General features: G+C 67.1%; 14 protein-coding genes. 8 read left to right on the forward strand and 6 right to left on the reverse strand.

All coding sequences use genetic code 11. The features are described 5' to 3' along the window. Positions 1–23: 23 nt before the first annotated feature. Both AC1DEY_RS07695 and AC1DEY_RS07700 read left to right on the forward strand, forming a co-directional pair. Positions 24–1,721, forward strand: a complete 1,698-nt coding sequence (locus AC1DEY_RS07695; protein ID WP_476867437.1) for an ABC transporter family substrate-binding protein — start codon at positions 24–26, stop codon at positions 1,719–1,721. 178 nt (positions 1,722–1,899) lie between these two features. After that, complete coding sequence (locus AC1DEY_RS07700; RefSeq protein WP_476867438.1) at positions 1,900–2,979, forward strand: Gfo/Idh/MocA family protein; 1,080 nt, start codon at positions 1,900–1,902, stop codon at positions 2,977–2,979. A gap of 92 nt (positions 2,980–3,071) precedes the next feature. Here the strand turns inward: AC1DEY_RS07700 and ald are convergent, their stop codons facing one another. After that, entirely contained in the window at positions 3,072–4,190 is a 1,119-nt protein-coding gene (gene ald / locus AC1DEY_RS07705; protein ID WP_476867439.1) for an alanine dehydrogenase, read from the reverse strand. Between the two features lie 246 nt (positions 4,191–4,436). Here ald and AC1DEY_RS07710 point away from each other — a divergent pair, with 246 nt between their 5' ends. Next, positions 4,437–5,657, forward strand: a complete 1,221-nt coding sequence (locus tag AC1DEY_RS07710) for a PucR family transcriptional regulator (protein ID WP_476867440.1) — start codon at positions 4,437–4,439, stop codon at positions 5,655–5,657. A gap of 3 nt (positions 5,658–5,660) precedes the next feature. On the opposite strand, the gene AC1DEY_RS07715 is transcribed toward AC1DEY_RS07710, so the two are convergent. The 3 genes from AC1DEY_RS07715 to ptsP all read right to left on the reverse strand — a co-directional run bounded on the left by AC1DEY_RS07715 (position 5,661) and on the right by ptsP (position 8,167). After that, a complete protein-coding gene (locus tag AC1DEY_RS07715; protein ID WP_476867441.1) occupies positions 5,661–5,918 on the reverse strand; it encodes a hypothetical protein in 258 nt (85 codons plus the stop codon). A gap of 124 nt (positions 5,919–6,042) precedes the next feature. Next, positions 6,043–6,462 (reverse strand): helix-turn-helix domain-containing protein, encoded by a 420-nt coding sequence (locus tag AC1DEY_RS07720; protein ID WP_476867442.1) that lies wholly within the window; start codon positions 6,460–6,462, stop codon positions 6,043–6,045. Between the two features lie 19 nt (positions 6,463–6,481). Next, entirely contained in the window at positions 6,482–8,167 is a 1,686-nt protein-coding gene (ptsP, locus tag AC1DEY_RS07725) for a phosphoenolpyruvate--protein phosphotransferase (protein WP_476867443.1), read from the reverse strand. 185 nt (positions 8,168–8,352) lie between these two features. Here ptsP and AC1DEY_RS07730 point away from each other — a divergent pair, with 185 nt between their 5' ends. The 5 genes from AC1DEY_RS07730 to AC1DEY_RS07750 all read left to right on the forward strand — a co-directional run bounded on the left by AC1DEY_RS07730 (position 8,353) and on the right by AC1DEY_RS07750 (position 14,240). Further along, the gene (locus AC1DEY_RS07730; RefSeq protein WP_476867444.1) at positions 8,353–9,081 is read left to right on the forward strand and encodes a TetR/AcrR family transcriptional regulator; all 729 of its coding nucleotides are present in this window, start codon (positions 8,353–8,355) and stop codon (positions 9,079–9,081) included. A 58-nt stretch (positions 9,082–9,139) separates the two neighbouring features. Continuing rightward, a complete protein-coding gene (locus tag AC1DEY_RS07735; protein WP_476867445.1) occupies positions 9,140–11,143 on the forward strand; it encodes a PTS mannitol transporter subunit IICBA in 2,004 nt (667 codons plus the stop codon). After that, on the forward strand, positions 11,143–12,291 hold the full coding sequence (locus tag AC1DEY_RS07740; protein WP_476867446.1) for a mannitol-1-phosphate 5-dehydrogenase: 1,149 nt from the start codon (positions 11,143–11,145) through the stop codon (positions 12,289–12,291). The genes AC1DEY_RS07735 and AC1DEY_RS07740 overlap by 1 nt, the downstream gene beginning before the upstream one ends. A 201-nt stretch (positions 12,292–12,492) precedes the next feature. Then, positions 12,493–12,975: a MarR family winged helix-turn-helix transcriptional regulator gene (locus tag AC1DEY_RS07745; protein WP_476867447.1), complete on the forward strand. Its 483-nt coding sequence runs from the start codon at positions 12,493–12,495 to the stop codon at positions 12,973–12,975. Between the two features lie 38 nt (positions 12,976–13,013). Next, the gene (locus AC1DEY_RS07750; RefSeq protein ID WP_476867448.1) at positions 13,014–14,240 is read left to right on the forward strand and encodes an MFS transporter; all 1,227 of its coding nucleotides are present in this window, start codon (positions 13,014–13,016) and stop codon (positions 14,238–14,240) included. 71 nt (positions 14,241–14,311) lie between these two features. Here the strand turns inward: AC1DEY_RS07750 and AC1DEY_RS07755 are convergent, their stop codons facing one another. Beyond that, positions 14,312–15,775, reverse strand: a complete 1,464-nt coding sequence (locus AC1DEY_RS07755; protein ID WP_476867449.1) for a sugar porter family MFS transporter — start codon at positions 15,773–15,775, stop codon at positions 14,312–14,314. 307 nt (positions 15,776–16,082) lie between these two features. Beyond that, on the reverse strand, positions 16,083–17,741 hold the full coding sequence (locus AC1DEY_RS07760; protein WP_476867450.1) for an MDR family MFS transporter: 1,659 nt from the start codon (positions 17,739–17,741) through the stop codon (positions 16,083–16,085). Positions 17,742–17,774: the final 33 nt, after the last annotated feature.

Genomic DNA, 17,774 nt, shown 5'->3' on the forward strand with positions numbered 1-17,774 from the left:
CGAAAAAAATGAAGGGGATCACAATGAAGAATCGGACCAAGATCGGCGGCATCACCGCCGTCGTGGCCGCACTCGCTCTGACTGCCTGCGGCAGCGGAGGCGCCTCCACTACCGCGGAGAGCGCCAAGGCACAGGATGCCTCGGGCGATCTCAGCAAGCTGGTCAGCGTCAACGCCAAGACGGCCGGAGACCTGAAGCAGGGCGGCACGGTGACGCTGCCCCTGGGCAACATCGGACCGGACTTCAACGGCTTCTCCAACGCGGGCAACTCGGCGGACAACACCGAGCTGCACTACCCGATAGACGAGGCCGGCTACGTGGGCTGCTGGAAGCTGGACTTCGACGGCACCGCCAGCCTCAACAAAAACTTCTGCGAAGACTTCAAGAGCGAGGTCAAAGACGGCAAGCAGACCATCACGATCAAGATCAACCCGAAGGCCGCCTACAACGACGGCACTCCGATCAACGCCTCCACGTTCGAGAACACGTGGAAGATGCTCAATGGCCAGAACAAGGACATCGACATCGTCTCGTCCGGCGCGTACGAGTTCATCGACTCCGTCAAGGCCGGCAGCAGCGACAAGGAAGTCGTTGTGACCACCACCCAGCCGGTGTACCCCCTCAGCGACATCTTCGGCGGCTTCATCCCGCAGGCCGTCAACACCCCGGAGCTCTTCAACACCGGCTTCACCGGCGAAATGCACCCCGAGTGGATGGCCGGCCCGTTCAAGGTCGACAAGTACGACTCTGCCGCGAAGACCGTCTCCCTTGTTCCCAACGACAAGTGGTGGGGAGCGAAGCCTGTCCTGGACAAGGTGATCTTCCGCCAGCTGGAGGCAAGCGCCGAGATCGCCGCCTTCAAGAACGGCGAGGTCGACATGGCCGACGGCCGCACGCTGACCAAGTACAAGCAGCTTGAAGGCACCAAGAACGCCGAGGTCCGCCGCGGCCAGCGCCTCTTCGCCGGCGGACTGAACCTCAACGCACTGAAGGCGCCGCTCACCGACGTCGCAGTCCGCAAGGCGATCTTCACCGCCGTCGACCGTCCGGCCATCCGCGCCGTCCGCTTCGGCGGCCTGAACTGGGAGGAGAACAGCTCCGGCTCCATGATGCTGATGCCGTTCTCGAAGTACTACCAGGACAACTACCCGGTCAAGGAAACCGGCGCCGACGCCGCCAAGAAGGTCCTGACCGAGGCCGGCTACACGGCCAACGCCAAGGGCATCATGGAAAAGGACGGCGTTCCGGCGTCGTTCAAGATCACCAACTTCGGTGACGACCCCACCGCCCTCGCCACGGTGCAGACGCTGCAGAAGCAGCTGCAGGCCGCCGGCATGGAGGTCGGCATTGACCAGCGCGGCGACGCCGACTTCGGCAAGGTGGTGGGCAGCCGCGACTTCCAGCTCACCATCAGCGGCTACTCCGTCGGCGCCGACGCCACCGCCGCCGTCAAGCAGTACTACGACTCCAAGACCAACGAGAACGAACTCGGCGATGCCGACCTGGACAAGGCCATCAAGGACCTCGCCTCCATCCAGGACGACGCCCAGCGCAACAAGGCCGCCATGGACGTCGAGAAGAAGCACATGGAGAAGTACTTCTCCATGGGCGTCATCATGAACGGCCCGCAGATCTACTTCGCCCGCACGGGCCTGGCCAACTACGGCGCCGCCCTGTTCCAGACTCCGGACTGGAGTGTCGTCGGCTGGCAGAAGAGCTAGCACTGACAAACCTCAAGCAATAGCAGCAGCACGGCCGCGGCCGGCGCCACCGGAAGCATCCGGGCGGCGCCGGCCACGTTCGCTTAACAGGGTTGTCGCTTAACAGGCTCGTCGCATAGCAGGCCGGCTGCTTAACCAACCCGCCGGGTCCGACCAACACGGCGGTAGCCTAGGCACCATGAGCAACGATTCAGCGACCGACCAAACAAGTGGGCCCATCCGCACCGCCGTCGCCGGATTCGGCCTCTCCGGCAGCGTCTTCCACGCACCGTTCATCGCCGCAAACCCCGCCTATTCGCTGCGCGCCATCTCCACCTCCGACGCCGGCAGGCAGGCTGCCGCCACGCAAAGCCACCCGGCGGCCCGGATCCTCGACACCCCGGCGGACCTCCTGGAGCTCGCCGGCGAACTGGACCTGCTGGTGCTCGGCACCCCGCCCGCCACGCACTATCCGCTCGCCAAAGCGGCCCTGGAAGCCGGGCTCGACGTCGTGGTGGACAAGCCGTTCGCCGTCCGCAGCGCCGAGGGGCAGGAACTCATTGACCTCGCCGCGCGCCTGGGCCGGGTGCTCACCGTGTTCCAGAACCGGCGCTGGGACGGCGATTACCTCACGGTCCGCGGACTGCTGGACAGCGGCGTCTTCGGCACCGCGGCCCGCTTCGAGTCCCGCTTTGAGCGGTGGTCGCCGGACGTCCCCAAGGCATGGAAGGCCGCTGCCACGGCGGACGACGGCGGCGGCGTGCTGTTTGACCTCGGCACCCACCTGCTGGACCAGGCAGTACAGCTCTTTGGCCCGGCCACGGTCACGCACGCGGAACTGGCAGCCCGGCGCCCCGGAGCCCACGCTGACGACGACGTTTTTGTGGCCCTGCAGCACAGCTCCGGGGTTATCAGCCACCTGTGGATGAACATGCTGTGCGCCCAGCAGGGGCCGCGGTACCGGATCCTGGGCAGCGAGGGCGGCTTCACCAAGCACGGAGTGGACCCGCAGGAGCCCTACATCGTGGCCGGCGGAAGCCCGCTGGACGCCGATTACGGTGTCGAGGATCCGGAGTGGGCCGGGCTGCTGGGACGCGACGGGCACCTGGACCGGCTGCCTACCGAGCGCGGCGCCTACCCGGAGTTTTACCGGATCCTGGCCGCAAAGATCGCCGAAGGCGGCGCCGTCTCGGGGCTGCCAGTCCCGGTCGATCCCGCGGGCCCGGTGGAGGTCCTGCGCCTGATCGAGCAGGCCCGGGAACTGGCCGAACGCGCCTAGCGGGGCTTAAACAGCAATCGGCTGCTCCGTAACTGCCGTTCTGGGGGTCCAAAAGGGCGGTTACGGAGCAGCCGATGCTAACTCCGCAGGGGTTACGCGGAGACCAGTTCGTGCCAGTCGGAGACGAGGGGCAGGTTGTGCGCCTCGGAGACCGAGCGGTGGGCAACCTTGCCGCCGGCGATGTTCAGGCCGGAGGCCAGGGCCGCGTCACGCTCGAACGCGGCCTTGACGCCCAGGTTCGCCAGGGACACGGCGTAGCGCAGGGTGACGTTGGTCAGCGCGTACGTGGAGGTGTTCGGGACGGCACCGGGCATGTTGGCGACGCAGTAGAAGATCGTGTTGTGGACCTTGTACGTCGGTTCCTGGTGCGTGGTGGGGTGGGTGTCCTCGAAGCAGCCGCCCTGGTCCACGGCGATGTCCACCAGCACGGAGCCAGGCTTCATCCGGGACACGAGCTCGTTGGTGACCAGCTTCGGGGCCTTGGCGCCGGGGATGAGGACTGAACCGATGACGAGGTCGGCGTCGACCACGGACTTCTCGATCTCGTAGTTGTTGGACGCGACCGTCTTCAGGCGGCCCTGGTACTGGGCGTCCAGTTCGCGGAGGCGGTTGATGTTGATGTCCAGGATGGTGACGTCCGCGCCCAGGCCCAGGGCCATGGCGGCGGCGTTGGTGCCGGCGACACCGGCGCCCAGGACAACAACCTTGGCCGGGCGGACGCCCGGGACGCCGCCGAGCAGCACACCCTTGCCGCCAGCCGGGGCCATCAGTGAGGTGGCGCCCACCTGCACGGAGAGCCGGCCGGCAACCTCGGACATCGGGGCCAGCAGCGGCAGGGACCGGCCTTCCTGGACGGTCTCGTACGCGATGGCGGTGACGCCGGAGTTGATCAGTTCCTGGGTCAGTTCCGGCTCGGCGGCCAGGTGCAGGTAGGTGAAGAGGATCAGGCCCTTGCGGAAGCGGTGGTATTCGGCCTTGACCGGCTCCTTGACCTTCATCACCATGTCGGCGCGGCCCCAGACGTCGTCGGCTTCGGCGACGATCTCGGCGCCGGCGATCGCGTATTCCTCGTCCGTGATGCCCGAGCCCAGGCCCGCGCCGCGCTCGACGAGGACCACGTGGCCGTGCGTGCGGAATTCGTGGACGCCGGCTGCTGTGATGGCGACGCGGAATTCGTTGTTCTTGATCTCTTTGGGTACACCGATGATCATTTGTTGGCTCCAGTAGTGAAGGCCTCGTGGGCCTGGATGAGCGGGGGATTTCGTACTTCCAGAATAAATCCCGCTGTGAGGCACGCGACAGGAGCCGCCGGCGGGTGCTGCGCGGCTGCCGCATGATTCCGGGGTTTTTCAAATCCGGGGGTAGACATCTGTCGATTGAGCGGGCGTCAGGTGTCGGCTGGTGTCCGTCGCCGGATGTATTCGCAGTGCGGCGGGCCGGGGCAGTAGTCTGGCAGGATGCAGCAGCAGGACGTGGAGCAGCTCGTGGAGCAGGTGGCGCAACGGCTGGGCCGCGGACTCTCCCTCGAGGACCTCGACGGCCTGCTCCTGGCCTACAGCTCCAACCAGTCGCATGCGGACCGCGTCCGGGTGAACTTCCTGCTCAGCAAGCGGGTCCCCGTGGACGTCATCGCCTGGCAGCTCTCCCACGGGATTGCGACGGCGGTCCGGCCGGTCGTCGTGCCGGCCAATGCGGATCTTGGCATGCTGGGCCGCGTGTGCGTGCCCCTGCTGGTGCGGGGCTTCAGGGTGGGGTACCTGTGGGTCCAGCTCGACGCCGAGGAGCCAAGCGCCGCGACCGTCCTCGCCCAGCTGCAGGACGTGGCCCCGGACCTGGAGCAGCTCTCCTTCCTGCTGCTGGATTCCAATACGGCCGAGTCCGAGTTCCGCCGCCGCCGCGAACAGGAATTCCTGGCCGCCTGCGCCGGCGAGGCCAACGCTGTGGCGGCCGTGGCGGGCTGGAAAGAGGTCCAGGGCAAGGGGCCCTGGCAGCTGGTGACCGTCCTGGACGCGGACGGCTGGGCCGGAGGCTCGGACCCCATCGCCGACACGCTCATTCACCGCTCCGCCGCGCTGCAGGCCACCATCGGCGTGGACGCCGCACTCTTCAGCGCTGGCACTGAAACGCATGCGGTGGTGCTCTTCAAGGAATCCACGGGACGTGCGGACCATGCCCAGGTGCTGGTCCATTACCAGCTCGAACTGGCCAAACGCTCCGGGCGGACTGTCCGGCGGATCATCCTGGGCACCAGTGAGGGATTTGCCAGGCCGCGGGAACTCGCCGAGGCCTACCGGCAGTCACGGCGGGCAGCGCAGGCCGCGGCCGTGGATCCGCAGCTGGGCGAACTGGTCGACTGCCACTCCACCGGCGTGTACCAGCTCCTGGCCTCGGCCGGCGGCGGGGCGGGAGCCTGGGCAGACGCGGGATCCGTGTACTTCCGCATCCTCGAGGACCACGACCGCAACCACGAGCTGCTGCCCGTGTTGGAGCTGTTCTATGACAACGACGGTTCGGTCCAGGAGGTCGCCGCCAAACTGCACCTGCACAGGAGCAGCATCTACAACCGGCTCGGCCGGATCCGCCAGCTGCTGGGCGTGGACCCGCTGAAGGGAATGGTGCGGCTGGAACTGCATGCCGCGCTCAAGGCACGGCGCTGGGCGGGCCGGCCCCGGATTTAGGGTTCAGCCCTCGCGCTTGGGGGAGTCGGTGTCGAGGGACAGTCCCGCGCCGGCCTCGGCGGCGGTGTCGGGGGCGGCCCGGCGGACGGCGTCGCGGTGCCGAGAAATCCGGCTGTCCACCCACAATGACACCGCAACGAAAGCGACGCCGCTGGCCAAATAGGTGGCGGTATTGTTCAGGCCCATGGCAGTTCCGAGGATGCCGGCGAGGAGCATCGCGGCGATGCCTGCCATGATGTGCCACCCTCTGAATTTACCCACAAACCAAGCTTAACCCGCGGCATATCAGTGTTTCCGCGCAAGGGAGGGATCGTTGCTTGATCCTTATCACTGCGTCATGAAGCAACTGGTCACTAGTCATTTAGGTCGCTAGTCATTTAGGTCGCTAGTCATTTGCGCCGCCGTCGGTCTGGCTGCCCGGCGACCCGGCGCCCGAACCGTTCTTCTTCTGCGTTTCGAGCCAGGCCATGATGTCGGCCAGCCGGATCCGCCGGTGCGTTCCCCGGTACTCGACCGGAATCTCGCCGCGATCGGTCATATTCCGCAGGTACGTGTGCGAGATCCCCGCAAGCTCCGCGGCCCGGGACGTCGTCAGCATCTCCTCGACGCTGCTGACGGTAACTGCCTCGCCGCGGCTGAAGCGGCCCAGCAGGTCGACGACGGCGTCCCTCGCCGCCGGCGGCAGCCGGTGGACGGTGCCGTCAACGAACACCGTGATGTCATCGCCGCCGTCGAGGGCGTACTTGAGTTTCTGCGCGTCCTCGGCCGGGAGGCCGGCCGTCACCCGGGGAGCTATCAGTGCCATGAGTGCATCCTAGCGGCGGCTACAGCCCCAGATCCTCCAGGACCGGCAGCTTTGCCCGGACCCAGGCCCGGGCATCCGTAGCGCTCGGCGCCGAGAGGGCCAGCTTGGCCAGCTCCTGCGCTTCGGCCAGGGTGACGGTCTTCAGCACGGCGGCGACGGCCGCGATGGATCGCGCCGTCATGGACAGTGTGGTGACACCAAGCCCGGTGAGGACGACGGCGAGGGCCGGATCAGCCGCAGCCTCGCCGCACACACCCACCGGCTTGTTGTGGCCCTCGGCCGCTGAACCTTCCACTGTCAGGCGCACGAGCCGCAGCACGGCCGGCTGCCAAGGGGTGTTCAGGGCGGCCAGCGGGCCGAGCTGGCGGTCGGCGGCCATGGCGTACTGGGTGAGGTCGTTGGTGCCCAGGCTGGCGAAGCCGACTTCGCGGAGGATGGACTCTGCCGTCAGCGCGGCCGAGGGGACCTCCACCATGACGCCGGGGGTCTTGATCCCTGCCGCGGCGCACAGCGACGCGAAACGGGCCGCTTCCTCGGCGGTGGAAATCATCGGTGCCATCACCCAGACGTCGGCCTCGGATGCCTTCTCGGCCTGGGCGATCGCCTGCAGCTGGCGCTCCAGGACGCCGGGCGTGGTGAAGTCAGTCCGGTACCCGCGGACGCCGAGGGCCGGGTTGGGCTCGGTGGCGTCGGTCAGGAACGGCAGCGGCTTGTCCGCACCGGCATCGAGCGTGCGGAGCACCACCTTCTTGCCCGGGAAGGCGTCAAAAACGCCCTGGTACGCGGCGGCCTGTTCCTCCACGGTGGGCTCGGTGTCCCGCTCCAGGAAACAGAACTCGGTCCGGAACAGCCCCACGCCCTGGGCGTTCAGGCCGGCCGCCTTGACGGCGTCCTTGGCGCCGCCGACGTTGGCGAGCAGTGGAACGAGGTGGCCGTCCGCCGTCGTGCCCGTCCCGTCAAAGGCGGCCAGCAGTGACGCCGTGGCGGCCCAGTGGGCTGCGGCCGCGCGCTGGGATTCGTCAGGTTCAGCGGTGATGAGGCCGGCCGCTCCGTCCACGTACACCTCGGTGCCGTCAGCGAGCTCGTCCACTCCGGCAGCGGCCACTACGGCGGGCAGGCCGAGCGAGCGGGCGATGATGGCCGTGTGGGACTGCGGGCCGCCGCCGGCGGTGACCAGGGCAAGGACCTTTTCCGGATCCAGGGTGGCGGTGTCGGCCGGGGCTAGGTCCTCGGCGATGAGGATGAACGGGGTGGCGGACACGGGGATGCCCGGCGCCGGAACCCCACGCAGTTCCGCGACGATCCGGGCCCGGACATCCAGGACGTCCGTGGCACGTTCGGCCATGTAGCCGCCSAGGTTGTGCAGCATTTCGGAGACAGAGGCGCCGGCCTCCCAGATCGCCCGCTGCCCGGAGGTGCCGCGGCCGATCAGTTTGGCGGCGGACTTGAGCAGCATGGTGTCGGTGGCCATGAGCGCCGTGGCCTCCAGGACGGCCTTGCCGTCGCCGGTGACGGTCTCGGAACGGCCCTTGAGTTCGTCGTGGACGGACTTCGCGGCGGCCTTCAGTGCCGCCGTCGCCTCCTCCGCCGTGACGCCGGTGGGAAGCTGCTCTCCGGCGGGCGGTTCGCTGATCGGTTTGGGCATCTGCCGGATGGTGCCGATGATGCGGCCGGGGCTGACGCCTACTCCTGGGAAGTTCTGCACTGAAGGTCCTCATTCTCTGTCGTAGGCCAGTGGCCAGTAAGCCGGTAAGCCAGGCGCCGCCAATGACCGTGCTGGTCATTGCTGACCGCGGCCGACTGCTGCGTCAGCGGGCTGGTCACGGCACCTGGAAAAATTGTATGTGATGCAGTTCATATAGCGTTGCTATAGGTGCTAGGGTAGCGGTTATGAGTATCGATGGCCAGCTACCACCCAAGGCCCGGCTGCTGCGCGCAGCCGCCGAGCTGCTGGCCAACTCGGGCGGATCCGCAGTCTCGACCCGCCAGATCACACAGCTGGCCGGTGTTACCGCACCGACCCTCTACCACCACTTTGGTGACAAGGAAGGGCTGTTCGACGCCGTCGTCGCAGCAGGTTTTGACGAATATGTCGCGGGCGAACGTGACTTCGCGCCCTCTGGCCAACCGCTGGAGGACATCCGGAGGATGTGGGACAACCATGTCCAGTTCGGGCTGAAACAGCCCGAACTGTATCTCGTCATGTTTGGCAATATCCGCCCTGAGAGCCGGCCGGCGATCGTCGCCGATGCCGAGGCCCTCATGGAGGAGATGCTGAACAAGGCGGCTGTCTCCGGGCAGCTCAACGTCCCGCCCAGGGAGGCAGCCAGGTCCATCCTGGCGGCCAACGTGGGCGTGACCCTCATGCTGATCGCGGAAAAGGTGCCAGAGCGGAACCTCGAGCTCTCCACCATGACCCGCGACGCCATGATCTTTGCGGTTTCCACCGAGCAGGCCCGGGACAACGGTTCTGTCGACAACGGAAAATCCTCAGTGGTTGTGGCGGCCATCGCATTGAACGCAGCACTCCAGGCGTCCCACTCGGACCAGCTTTCCAGCTCGGAACTGAAGCTCTTCCTCGAATGGCTCCACCGGATCTCCAACAGCTCCACCAGCTAGCTCGGCGAAATTATCGGACCATCCTGCAAAGCAGCGGGAACGACGGTTAGGAATTCACATGGCAACAGAGACAGTTGCGAAACCACGCACCAGCGCGCGGGTACACGTCCAGAAGTTCGGGACGTTCCTGTCCGGCATGATCATGCCCAACATCGGCGCCTTCATCGCCTGGGGCTTCATCACAGCGCTCTTCATCCCGGCGGGCTTCTTCCCCAACTCGGAGCTCGGCAAGCTGGTCGGTCCGATGATCACGTACCTGCTCCCGCTGCTGATCGGCTACACCGGCGGCCGCATGGTCTACGGCGTTCGCGGCGGCGTGGTCGGCGCGGTGGCCACCATGGGCGTGATTGTCGGTACGGACATCCCCATGTTCATCGGCGCCATGATCCTGGGCCCGCTCACGGCCTGGCTCATGATGAAAGCGGACAAGATCTGGGAAGGCCGCGTCAAGCCCGGCTTCGAGATGCTGATCGACAACTTCTCGGCCGGCATCCTGGCCGCCATCATGGCAGTTGTCGGCATGCTGATAGTCGGTCCCGTGGTGAAGGCCTTCAGCAACGGTGCCAGCGCCGTCGTCGAATTCCTGGTCGCGAACGGCCTGCTGCCCTTTACCAGCATCTTCATCGAGCCCGCCAAAGTCCTGTTCCTGAACAACGCCGTCAACCACGGCATCCTCACCCCCCTGGGCACGCAGCAAGCGCTCGAGCAGGGCAAGTCCATCCTGTTCCTGCTCGAAGCCAACCCCGGCCCCGGCTTCGGCATCCTGCTCGCCTACTCGTTCTTCGGCAAGGGCCTGGCCAAGGCGTCCGCTCCGGGCGCGGCTGTGATCCAGTTCGTCGGCGGCATCCACGAGATCTACTTCCCGTACGTCCTGATGAAGCCGATGATGATCTTCGCGGCAATCGGCGGCGGCATGACCGGCATCTTCACCCTGGTGGTCACCGGCGCCGGACTCCGGTCCCCCGCGGCCCCGGGCAGCATCATCGCGGTCTACGCCTCCACCGCACGCGACAGCTACGTCGGCGTGACGCTCTCCGTGCTGTTCGCCACCACGGTGTCCTTCCTGATTGGATCGGTGATCCTGAAGGCCAGCAAGGCGCCCGCGGAAGATGACCTGGACCAGGCCACCCACAAGATGGAGGCCCTGAAGGGCAAGAAGAGCTCGGTTTCCGCGGCCCTGCTCGGTGAGGGCGTGGGCGCCAGCGGCGTCGCCGTCCTCGCGACCCCGATCACGAACATCGTCTTTGCGTGCGACGCCGGTATGGGTTCCAGCGCGATGGGCGCCTCCGTGCTCCGCAACAAGATCAAGGCCGCCGGCTTCCCGGAGGTCAAGGTCACCAACTCCGCAATCGCCAACCTCAGCGACACCTACGACGTCGTCATCACCCACCAGGACCTGACCGAGCGGGCCAAGCCCGCCACGGCCAGCGCCGTGCATGTCTCCGTCGACAACTTCATGAACAGCCCGCGCTATGACGAGATCGTGGAGCTGGTCAAGGCCAGCAACACGGAGGCAGACGGCACGGACGCTGCAGCGGCCCCGGCCGCGGCGGGCGCCGCCGCCGGTGCAACCGCCGTCGGCACCCCGGAGGCCTCTGCCGAGGCTCCCGAGGACGCCGAGGAAGGCCCTGCAGGCATCCTGGTGGCCGAAAGCGTCGTCCTCAACGGCACCGCCACCACGCGCGACGCCGCGATCGACGAGGCCGGGCAGCTCCTACTGGACCGCGGCGCCGTCGACTCCGGCTACGTGGACGCCATGCACGAACGCGAGGAATCCGTCTCCACATACATGGGCAGCTTCCTGGCCATCCCGCACGGCACCAACGCCGCGAAGGACCACATCATGAAGTCCGCGGTGTCCGTGATCCGCTACCCCAACGGCATCGACTGGAACGGCAAGGAAGTGAAGTTCGTGGTCGGCGTGGCCGGCGTCAACAACGAGCACCTCCACATCCTGTCCTCGATCGCCAAGGTCTTCACCAACAAGGCGCAGGTGGCCCAGCTCGAGGCGGCCACCACCGTCGACGAAGTCCTGGCCCTGTTCGGAAAGGTCAACTCCTAGTGAAGGCCGTGCATTTCGGAGCCGGAAACATCGGCCGCGGCTTCGTGGGGCTCCTGCTGCACGACGCCGGGTATGAGGTGGTGTTCGCCGACGTCGCAGACGCCCTCATCACCCAGCTGGCCGCGGCGGACAGCTACCAGGTCCACGAGGTGGGCGACCACCCCGCCGTCCGCACTGTCGAGAACTTCCGTGCGCTGAACTCCGGCACGCAGGAAGCCGCCGTCGTCACGGAGATCGCGACGGCGGACATCGTGACCACCGCCGTCGGGCCGCACATCCTGAAGTTCGTGGCGCCCCTGATCGCCAAGGGGATCGCCGCCCGCGCCGCCGGGCTGGCGCCGCTGCAGGTGATGGCGTGCGAGAACGCGATCAACGCGACCGACATCCTGAAGGCCGAGGTGGCCGCCCAGTGGGATCCGGCCGCCGGATCCCTGGACGCCGCCGCCGTGTTCGCCAATACGGCCGTGGACCGGATTGTGCCCAACCAGGAGCCCGGCCAGGGCCTGGATGTCACCGTGGAGACGTTCTATGAGTGGGTGATCGACCGTACCCCGTTCGCCGGGAAGGAGCCGGTGATCCCGGGCGCGACCTTCGTGGACGATCTGGGGCCGTACATCGAACGGAAGCTGTTCACCGTCAACACCGGCCACGCTGCCGCGGCGTACTTCGGTTTCGAGGCAGGCCTCGGCAAGATTTCCGAGGCCATGGCCGACCAGGACGTYGCCGCSGACGTGCGCKCCGTMCTGGACGARACCAAGGAACTCCTGGTGKCCAAGCACGGCTTCAACCGCGGGGATCAGGAGGCGTACGTGGAGAAGATCCTGGGCCGCTTCTCCAACCCGCACCTGCCGGACACCGTCACCCGGGTGGGACGCGCCCCGCTGCGCAAGCTCAGCCGGAACGAGCGTTTCATCGGTCCCGCTGCCGAGCTGGCCGAACGCGGTATTGTCCCCGAGGCGCTGCTCGGGGCGATTGCCGCGGCCCTGCGCTTCAATGATCCGGCGGACGCGGAGGCCGTGGAGCTGGCGAAAATCCTCTCCGCGTCCACGCCGGACCAGGCCACGGAGAAGATCACCGGCCTGGCGCCGGACCATCCGCTCTTCGCCGCCGTCGCCTCCCTCGTTGAGGAAGCCAAAACGGTGGTCTGATCAACGCCCTAGCTGGGCCGACGCCGGAACTCACAGGAGTTCCGGCGTCGGCGTATTTAAGCCCCCCCGCAGAGGAGCGCCCACCGTCACCCCCGTTGCGCTATCAGCTAGGGCTGCCATTTGCCGGTTTTGGCAACCAAGAGTGAGAGGGCAACCCGTGCCCTTGACCATTAGGTAGCCTAACTGTTAGGCTACCTAACTATGAGCGCCAATGATCCGGTTGACCCCGGCCTSCTCGCCCTCGCCSRGGAYTTCCGCGAGGCYCTCCGCCACAGCATCTACCTCGTCCGCCGCCTCGACGCAGACGGCGAACTCAGCGCCGCCCAGCTCAGCACGCTCAAGATGCTGATCGACACCGGGCCGGCCGCGGCCGGCAGTACTTCCCCCGGCGGCGTGCGCGTGGGCGAAATCGCCCGGAATCTCGGCGTCAAGGTACCCAGCGCCACCGAGCAGATCATCAAGCTCGAGCGCGCTGGCCTCGCCCGCCGGGAACCGGATCCCGAGGACTCCCGCGCCGTACGGGTGACCCTGACGGAAGCCGGCCTCGCCGCCGTCGCCTCCGCCAATGAGCGCCGCAACGCCGTCATGGCCGGCCTCCTCTCGTCCCTCTCGGACGATGACCGCGCCGCCCTCGCCGCTGCCCTGCCGGTCATTGGCCGGATCAACGCGACGCTCCAGGCCTGATCTTCACACTTCATTCCCAATCCCCTAGGAGTACCCCCATGCACGGCCAGCCCGCCGACACCCTGCCGGCAGCCGAAGTTACCCTCGAGGCCGAGAAGGCCTCGCTACTCAAACAGCCCAAGGCGGTGTGGGCGACGGCACTCGCGGCCGTCTTCGCCTTCATGGGCATCGGCCTGGTGGATCCCATCCTGCCGGCGATCGCCAAGAACCTGGATGCCTCCCGGAGCCAGGTATCGCTGCTCTTCACGAGCTATTTCCTGGTGACCGCCGTCGCCATGCTGATCACCGGCTACGTCTCCTCCCGCATCGGCGGGAAGCGGACTCTGCTGATCGGACTGGCCGTGATTGTTGTGTTCGCCTCGCTGTCCGGCACGTCGGGCAGCGTGGCTGAGCTGATCGGCTTCCGCGCCGGCTGGGGACTGGGCAACGCCCTGTTCGTGGCCACCGCGCTGGCCGTCATAGTCGGCGTCGCAAGCGGCGGTGCCGGAACCGCGATCATCCTGTACGAGGCCGCCCTCGGCCTGGGCATCTCCCTCGGCCCGCTCCTGGGTGCGCTGCTTGGCGGCTGGCAGTGGCGCGCCCCGTTCTTCGGCACCGCCGTGCTGATGGCCTCGGCGTTCATCGCGCTCATTGCCCTGCTGCCCAAGACCCCGCTGCCCGAGCGGAAAGTCCGGCTCCGGGACCCGCTGCTGGCCCTGGGGCACAAGGGGCTCAGGACGACGGCGGCCAGCGGCCTGTTCTACAACTACGGCTTCTTCACTGTCCTAGCCTTCACGCCCTTCATCCTCGGCATGGACGCCTACGGGATCGGCGGGGTGTTCTTCGGCTGGGGCGTCGCCGTGGCTCTCTTCTCGGTATTTGTTGCCCCCGTGCTGCAGAACCGCTTCGGCGCCGTCCGGGTGCTCACCGGCACCCTGTTCGTGCTGATGCTGGACCTTCTGGGGCTGGGCCTGGCCGCCGGGCACTCGGTGCCAGCCGTCGTGGTCCTCGTAGTCATTTCCGGGGCGCTCCTGGGCGTCAACAACACCATCTACACCGAGCTGGCCATGGGCGTTTCCGATTCGCCGCGGCCGGTGGCTTCCGCCGGCTACAACTTCGTGCGTTGGATGGGCGGCGCCCTGGCACCCTTTGCCGCCGCGCAGCTGGGCGAACACTTCGGCCCGCAGGTCCCCTTCTTCGCCGGCGCACTGGCCATGGTGGTCGCAATCGCCGTGGTGTTCGGCGGACGCCGCTACCTGGCCGCGCACGAGCCGCACGTGGTCTAGCAGCCGAGGCAACAGAAACGCCCATGTTCCGCAGAACATGGGCGTTTTTGTTGCCACTTCCAGGCGCCGGGTCAGGCTTTGAGGGAATCCTTGGCCGAATCCTTCGCAGAGCCCTTGGGCACGAACAGTGTTTCGGCCTGTTCCAGGGACATGCCGTTGGTCTCCGGCACCTTGAACATCACGAAGAAGAACGACGCCGCCGCGAACAGCGCGTACATGGCGTACGTCAGGGGCAGCGAGGCGGCGGCCATGACGGGGAAGCTCAGGGTGATGGCGAAGTTGGCGATCCACTGTGCCGCCGCGGCCAGGCCCAGGGCACGGGCACGGATGCGGGACGGGAAAATCTCGCCCAGCAGCACCCACACCAGCGGGCCCCACGAGGCGCCGAAGCTGATGACAAAAACGTTGGCGGCAACCAGCGCGGCCGGACCCCACGCGCCGGGAAGGGAGATCGCATCGCCCGAGCCGGTGGCGGAGCCGAAGGCAACGGCCATGGTGCCGAGCGAGAGGGCCATGCCGATCGAACCCGCCAGCATGATGGGACGGCGGCCGATCCGGTCCACCAGGGCGATCGCCACGAGCGTCACCAGGATGTTGGTGATGGCGGTGGCCACGGAGATGGTGAGCGAATCCTTTTCCTGGAAGCCCACGGCCTTCCACAGGGTGGTGGAGTAGTAGAAGATCACGTTGATGCCGACGAACTGCTGCAGCACGGAGAGGATGATGCCGATCCAGACCACCGGCTGCAGGCCCAGGGCCTTGCCGCGCAGGGAGCCCTTCTGGCCGGCGAGCTTGTCCTCGTCGATGGCCTTCTTGATGTCGCGCAGATGCCGGTCCGAGTCCTCGTTCGGGGCGATCGACTTGAAGACCTTGAGGGCCTCCTCGTTCTTGCCCTGGAAGACCAAGAACCGCGGTGACTCGGGCAGTGTGAAGGCGATCCAGCCGTAGACCACCGCGGGGACGGCGGCGGCCATGAACATCCAGCGCCACGCTTCCAGGCCGAACCAGAGGGCCTGGTCAGCCCCGCCTGCCGAATTCGCGAACAGGGCGTCGGAGAGGAGGGCGGCGAAGATGCCGGTGGTGATCGCCAGCTGCTGCAGCGAGGCCAGGCGGCCCCGGACGTGGCGCGGGGAGATCTCGGAAATGTAGGCCGGCGCGATCACCGAGGCCAGGCCGATGCCGAGCCCGCCCACCAGACGCCAGAAGATCAGGTCCCAGACGCCGAACGCGAATCCGGTGCCGATGGCGCTGACCAGGAACAGCAGCGCACCCAGCTTCATGGCCGGGATGCGGCCGTAGCGGTCGGCGACCTTGCCGGCCAGGTAGGCGCCGGCCGCGCAGCCCAGGAGCGCCACGGCGACGGCGAAGCCGGTCACGGCCTCGCTGAGGGCGAACTCGTCCTTGATCGCGTCGACGGCGCCGTTGACGACGGAGGAGTCAAAGCCGAAGAGGAAGCCGCCGACGGCGCCCGCCACGGCCAGCCAAATGACCCGTTTGGGGATCTTGGCGGCGGTCTGGTCTTGGGTGATGGTCATACGGCTCCCTTGGCAGTTCGCGGTCCACGGCCTCGGCCGCAACTACCCAGTCTTACACCCGGCCCGGCGTGCGGCGAATCACAGGCCTCGGAAAGTGAGACTAAACACGCACACTGCTCCGGCCATCAACTGTGCCTGCGAAAGTGCCTGCAACACTGCCTGCCCGGCCGGGATCCGCAGGCGTCACGCAGGGCAGCCTTTCGGCGTCGGACGCCCTCCCCAACCCCGGTTTTGCGGGAGACGACAACGGCAGGCAGTCCAAAAGACTGCCTGCCGTGACGTGGGCCTGCCGGTGTTCGGGACCGCCCTAGTGGGCGGCGGCCGCGACTGCCTCTTTGGCAGCTGCCTTCGGGTCCGTGAGTTTCTTGTTCGGCAGGGCGAAGGTGATCAGGAAGGCGATGCCCGTGAGTACGGCAGCCGTGAGCATGACGGCGTCGATCGACTGCGCGAAGCCCTCAGTGATGGGGCGGGTCAGCGTCTGGTTGGCCGTGTGCAGCCAGCTGGTGTCGTTCAGGGAATCGTTGCTTGCCCCGTTCTTGAAGAACTCGTAGAGCTTGGCATTGGCGGGGTCGGCCGCGACGGCCGGGTCCTTGAGCACCTTGAGGTAGTCCGCATTCTGCGCGGCGTCCTTCATGCCCGTGGCGATCTTGTCCGCCGCGAGGCTGAACAGCATCGAGATGAACACGGCGGTTCCGACAGCACCGCCCATCGAGCGGAAGAACGCGGCGGAGGACGTGCCCACGCCCATGTCCTTGGACGGAACGGAGACCTGCATGGCCAGCGTCAGCGGCTGCATGCAGAAGCCCAGGCCCAGGCCGAAGAACACGGCAATGACGCCCGGCACCCAGAGCGGCGTGTCGACGCCGAGGGACAGGCCCATCACGACGGCGGCGGCGGTCAGGACCGCCGTGCCGAGGATCGGGAAGATCCGGTAGGTGCCCGATGCGGAGATGGTCCGGCCGGCCGTGATGGATCCGGTGAGGATGCCCACGGTGAAGGTGATCATCATGAGGCCGGCCTCGGTGGGCGTCAGGCCCTTGACCAGCTGCAGGTACATGGGCAGCATCGCGATGGCGCCGAACATGCCGATGCCGATGATGAAGTTCAGCAGCGAGGACAGCCCGAAGGTGATGTTCTGGAACAGCCGGAGCGGGATCAGGGCGTAGTCGCCGGCGCGCCGCTCGGCCAGCAGGAACGCGATGATGCCCACAACGCCCAGGCCGTAGCAGAGGTAGGAGTTGGTGGAGCTCCAGCCCCAGCTGCGGCCCTGTTCGGCGACGAGCAGGAGCGGCACGATCGCCAGGGTGATGGCGGCGGCGCCCCAGTAGTCGATCTTCTGCTTCACGTGCTTCGCCGGCAGGTGCAGGTACATGAACACCACCGCCAGGGCCGCGAGGCCGATCGGGATGTTGATGAGGAAGACCCAGCGCCAGCCGTCGATGCCGAGAATGGTCTCGGTGCCGGCGAAGGCGCCGCCGACCACCGGGCCCAGGACAGAGGAGATGCCGAAGACGGACATGAAGTAGCCCTGGTACTTGGCCCGGTCCTTGAGCGCCACGATGTCGCCGATGATGGTCAGGGCGAGGGCCAGGAGGCCGCCGGCGCCCATGCCCTGGATGCCGCGGGCAACGGCGAGCTCGGTCATGGAGTGGACCGAGCCGGCGTAGAGCGAGCCGGCGAGGAAGATCAGGATGGCGATGAGGTACAGCGGGCGGCGTCCGAAGATGTCGCTGAGCTTGCCGTAGAGCGGCGTGCTCACCGTCGAGGTAATGAGGTAGGCGGTGGTGGCCCAGGCCTGCAGGGAAAGGCCGTCGAGGTCGTTGGCGATCGTGTAGATCGAGGTGGACACGATCGTCTGGTCCAGCGAGGACAGGAACATGCCGAGCATGAGCCCCACCATGACGGTGACGGTCTGACGGTGGGTCAGGACCTCTCCCGCGGCGCGCACGGAGGTGGTTTTGGACATGACTGCTCCAAGGTGAAGTGTGGGAATTAAGCG

This window comes from Arthrobacter sp. 05T47, from assembly GCF_056395825.1.

Excerpts from the sequence above, each read along its gene's own strand:
- AC1DEY_RS07695 (WP_476867437.1), top strand. The coding sequence starts at position 24 with ATGAAGAATCGGACCAAGATCGGCGGCATCACCGCCGTCGTGGCCGCA.
- AC1DEY_RS07700 (WP_476867438.1), top strand. The coding sequence starts at position 1,900 with ATGAGCAACGATTCAGCGACCGACCAAACAAGTGGGCCCATCCGCACC.
- ald (WP_476867439.1), bottom strand. The coding sequence starts at position 4,190 with ATGATCATCGGTGTACCCAAAGAGATCAAGAACAACGAATTCCGCGTC.
- AC1DEY_RS07710 (WP_476867440.1), top strand. The coding sequence starts at position 4,437 with ATGCAGCAGCAGGACGTGGAGCAGCTCGTGGAGCAGGTGGCGCAACGG.
- AC1DEY_RS07720 (WP_476867442.1), bottom strand. The coding sequence starts at position 6,462 with ATGGCACTGATAGCTCCCCGGGTGACGGCCGGCCTCCCGGCCGAGGAC.
- AC1DEY_RS07730 (WP_476867444.1), top strand. The coding sequence starts at position 8,353 with ATGAGTATCGATGGCCAGCTACCACCCAAGGCCCGGCTGCTGCGCGCA.
- AC1DEY_RS07735 (WP_476867445.1), top strand. The coding sequence starts at position 9,140 with ATGGCAACAGAGACAGTTGCGAAACCACGCACCAGCGCGCGGGTACAC.
- AC1DEY_RS07750 (WP_476867448.1), top strand. The coding sequence starts at position 13,014 with ATGCACGGCCAGCCCGCCGACACCCTGCCGGCAGCCGAAGTTACCCTC.
- AC1DEY_RS07755 (WP_476867449.1), bottom strand. The coding sequence starts at position 15,775 with ATGACCATCACCCAAGACCAGACCGCCGCCAAGATCCCCAAACGGGTC.
- AC1DEY_RS07760 (WP_476867450.1), bottom strand. The coding sequence starts at position 17,741 with ATGTCCAAAACCACCTCCGTGCGCGCCGCGGGAGAGGTCCTGACCCAC.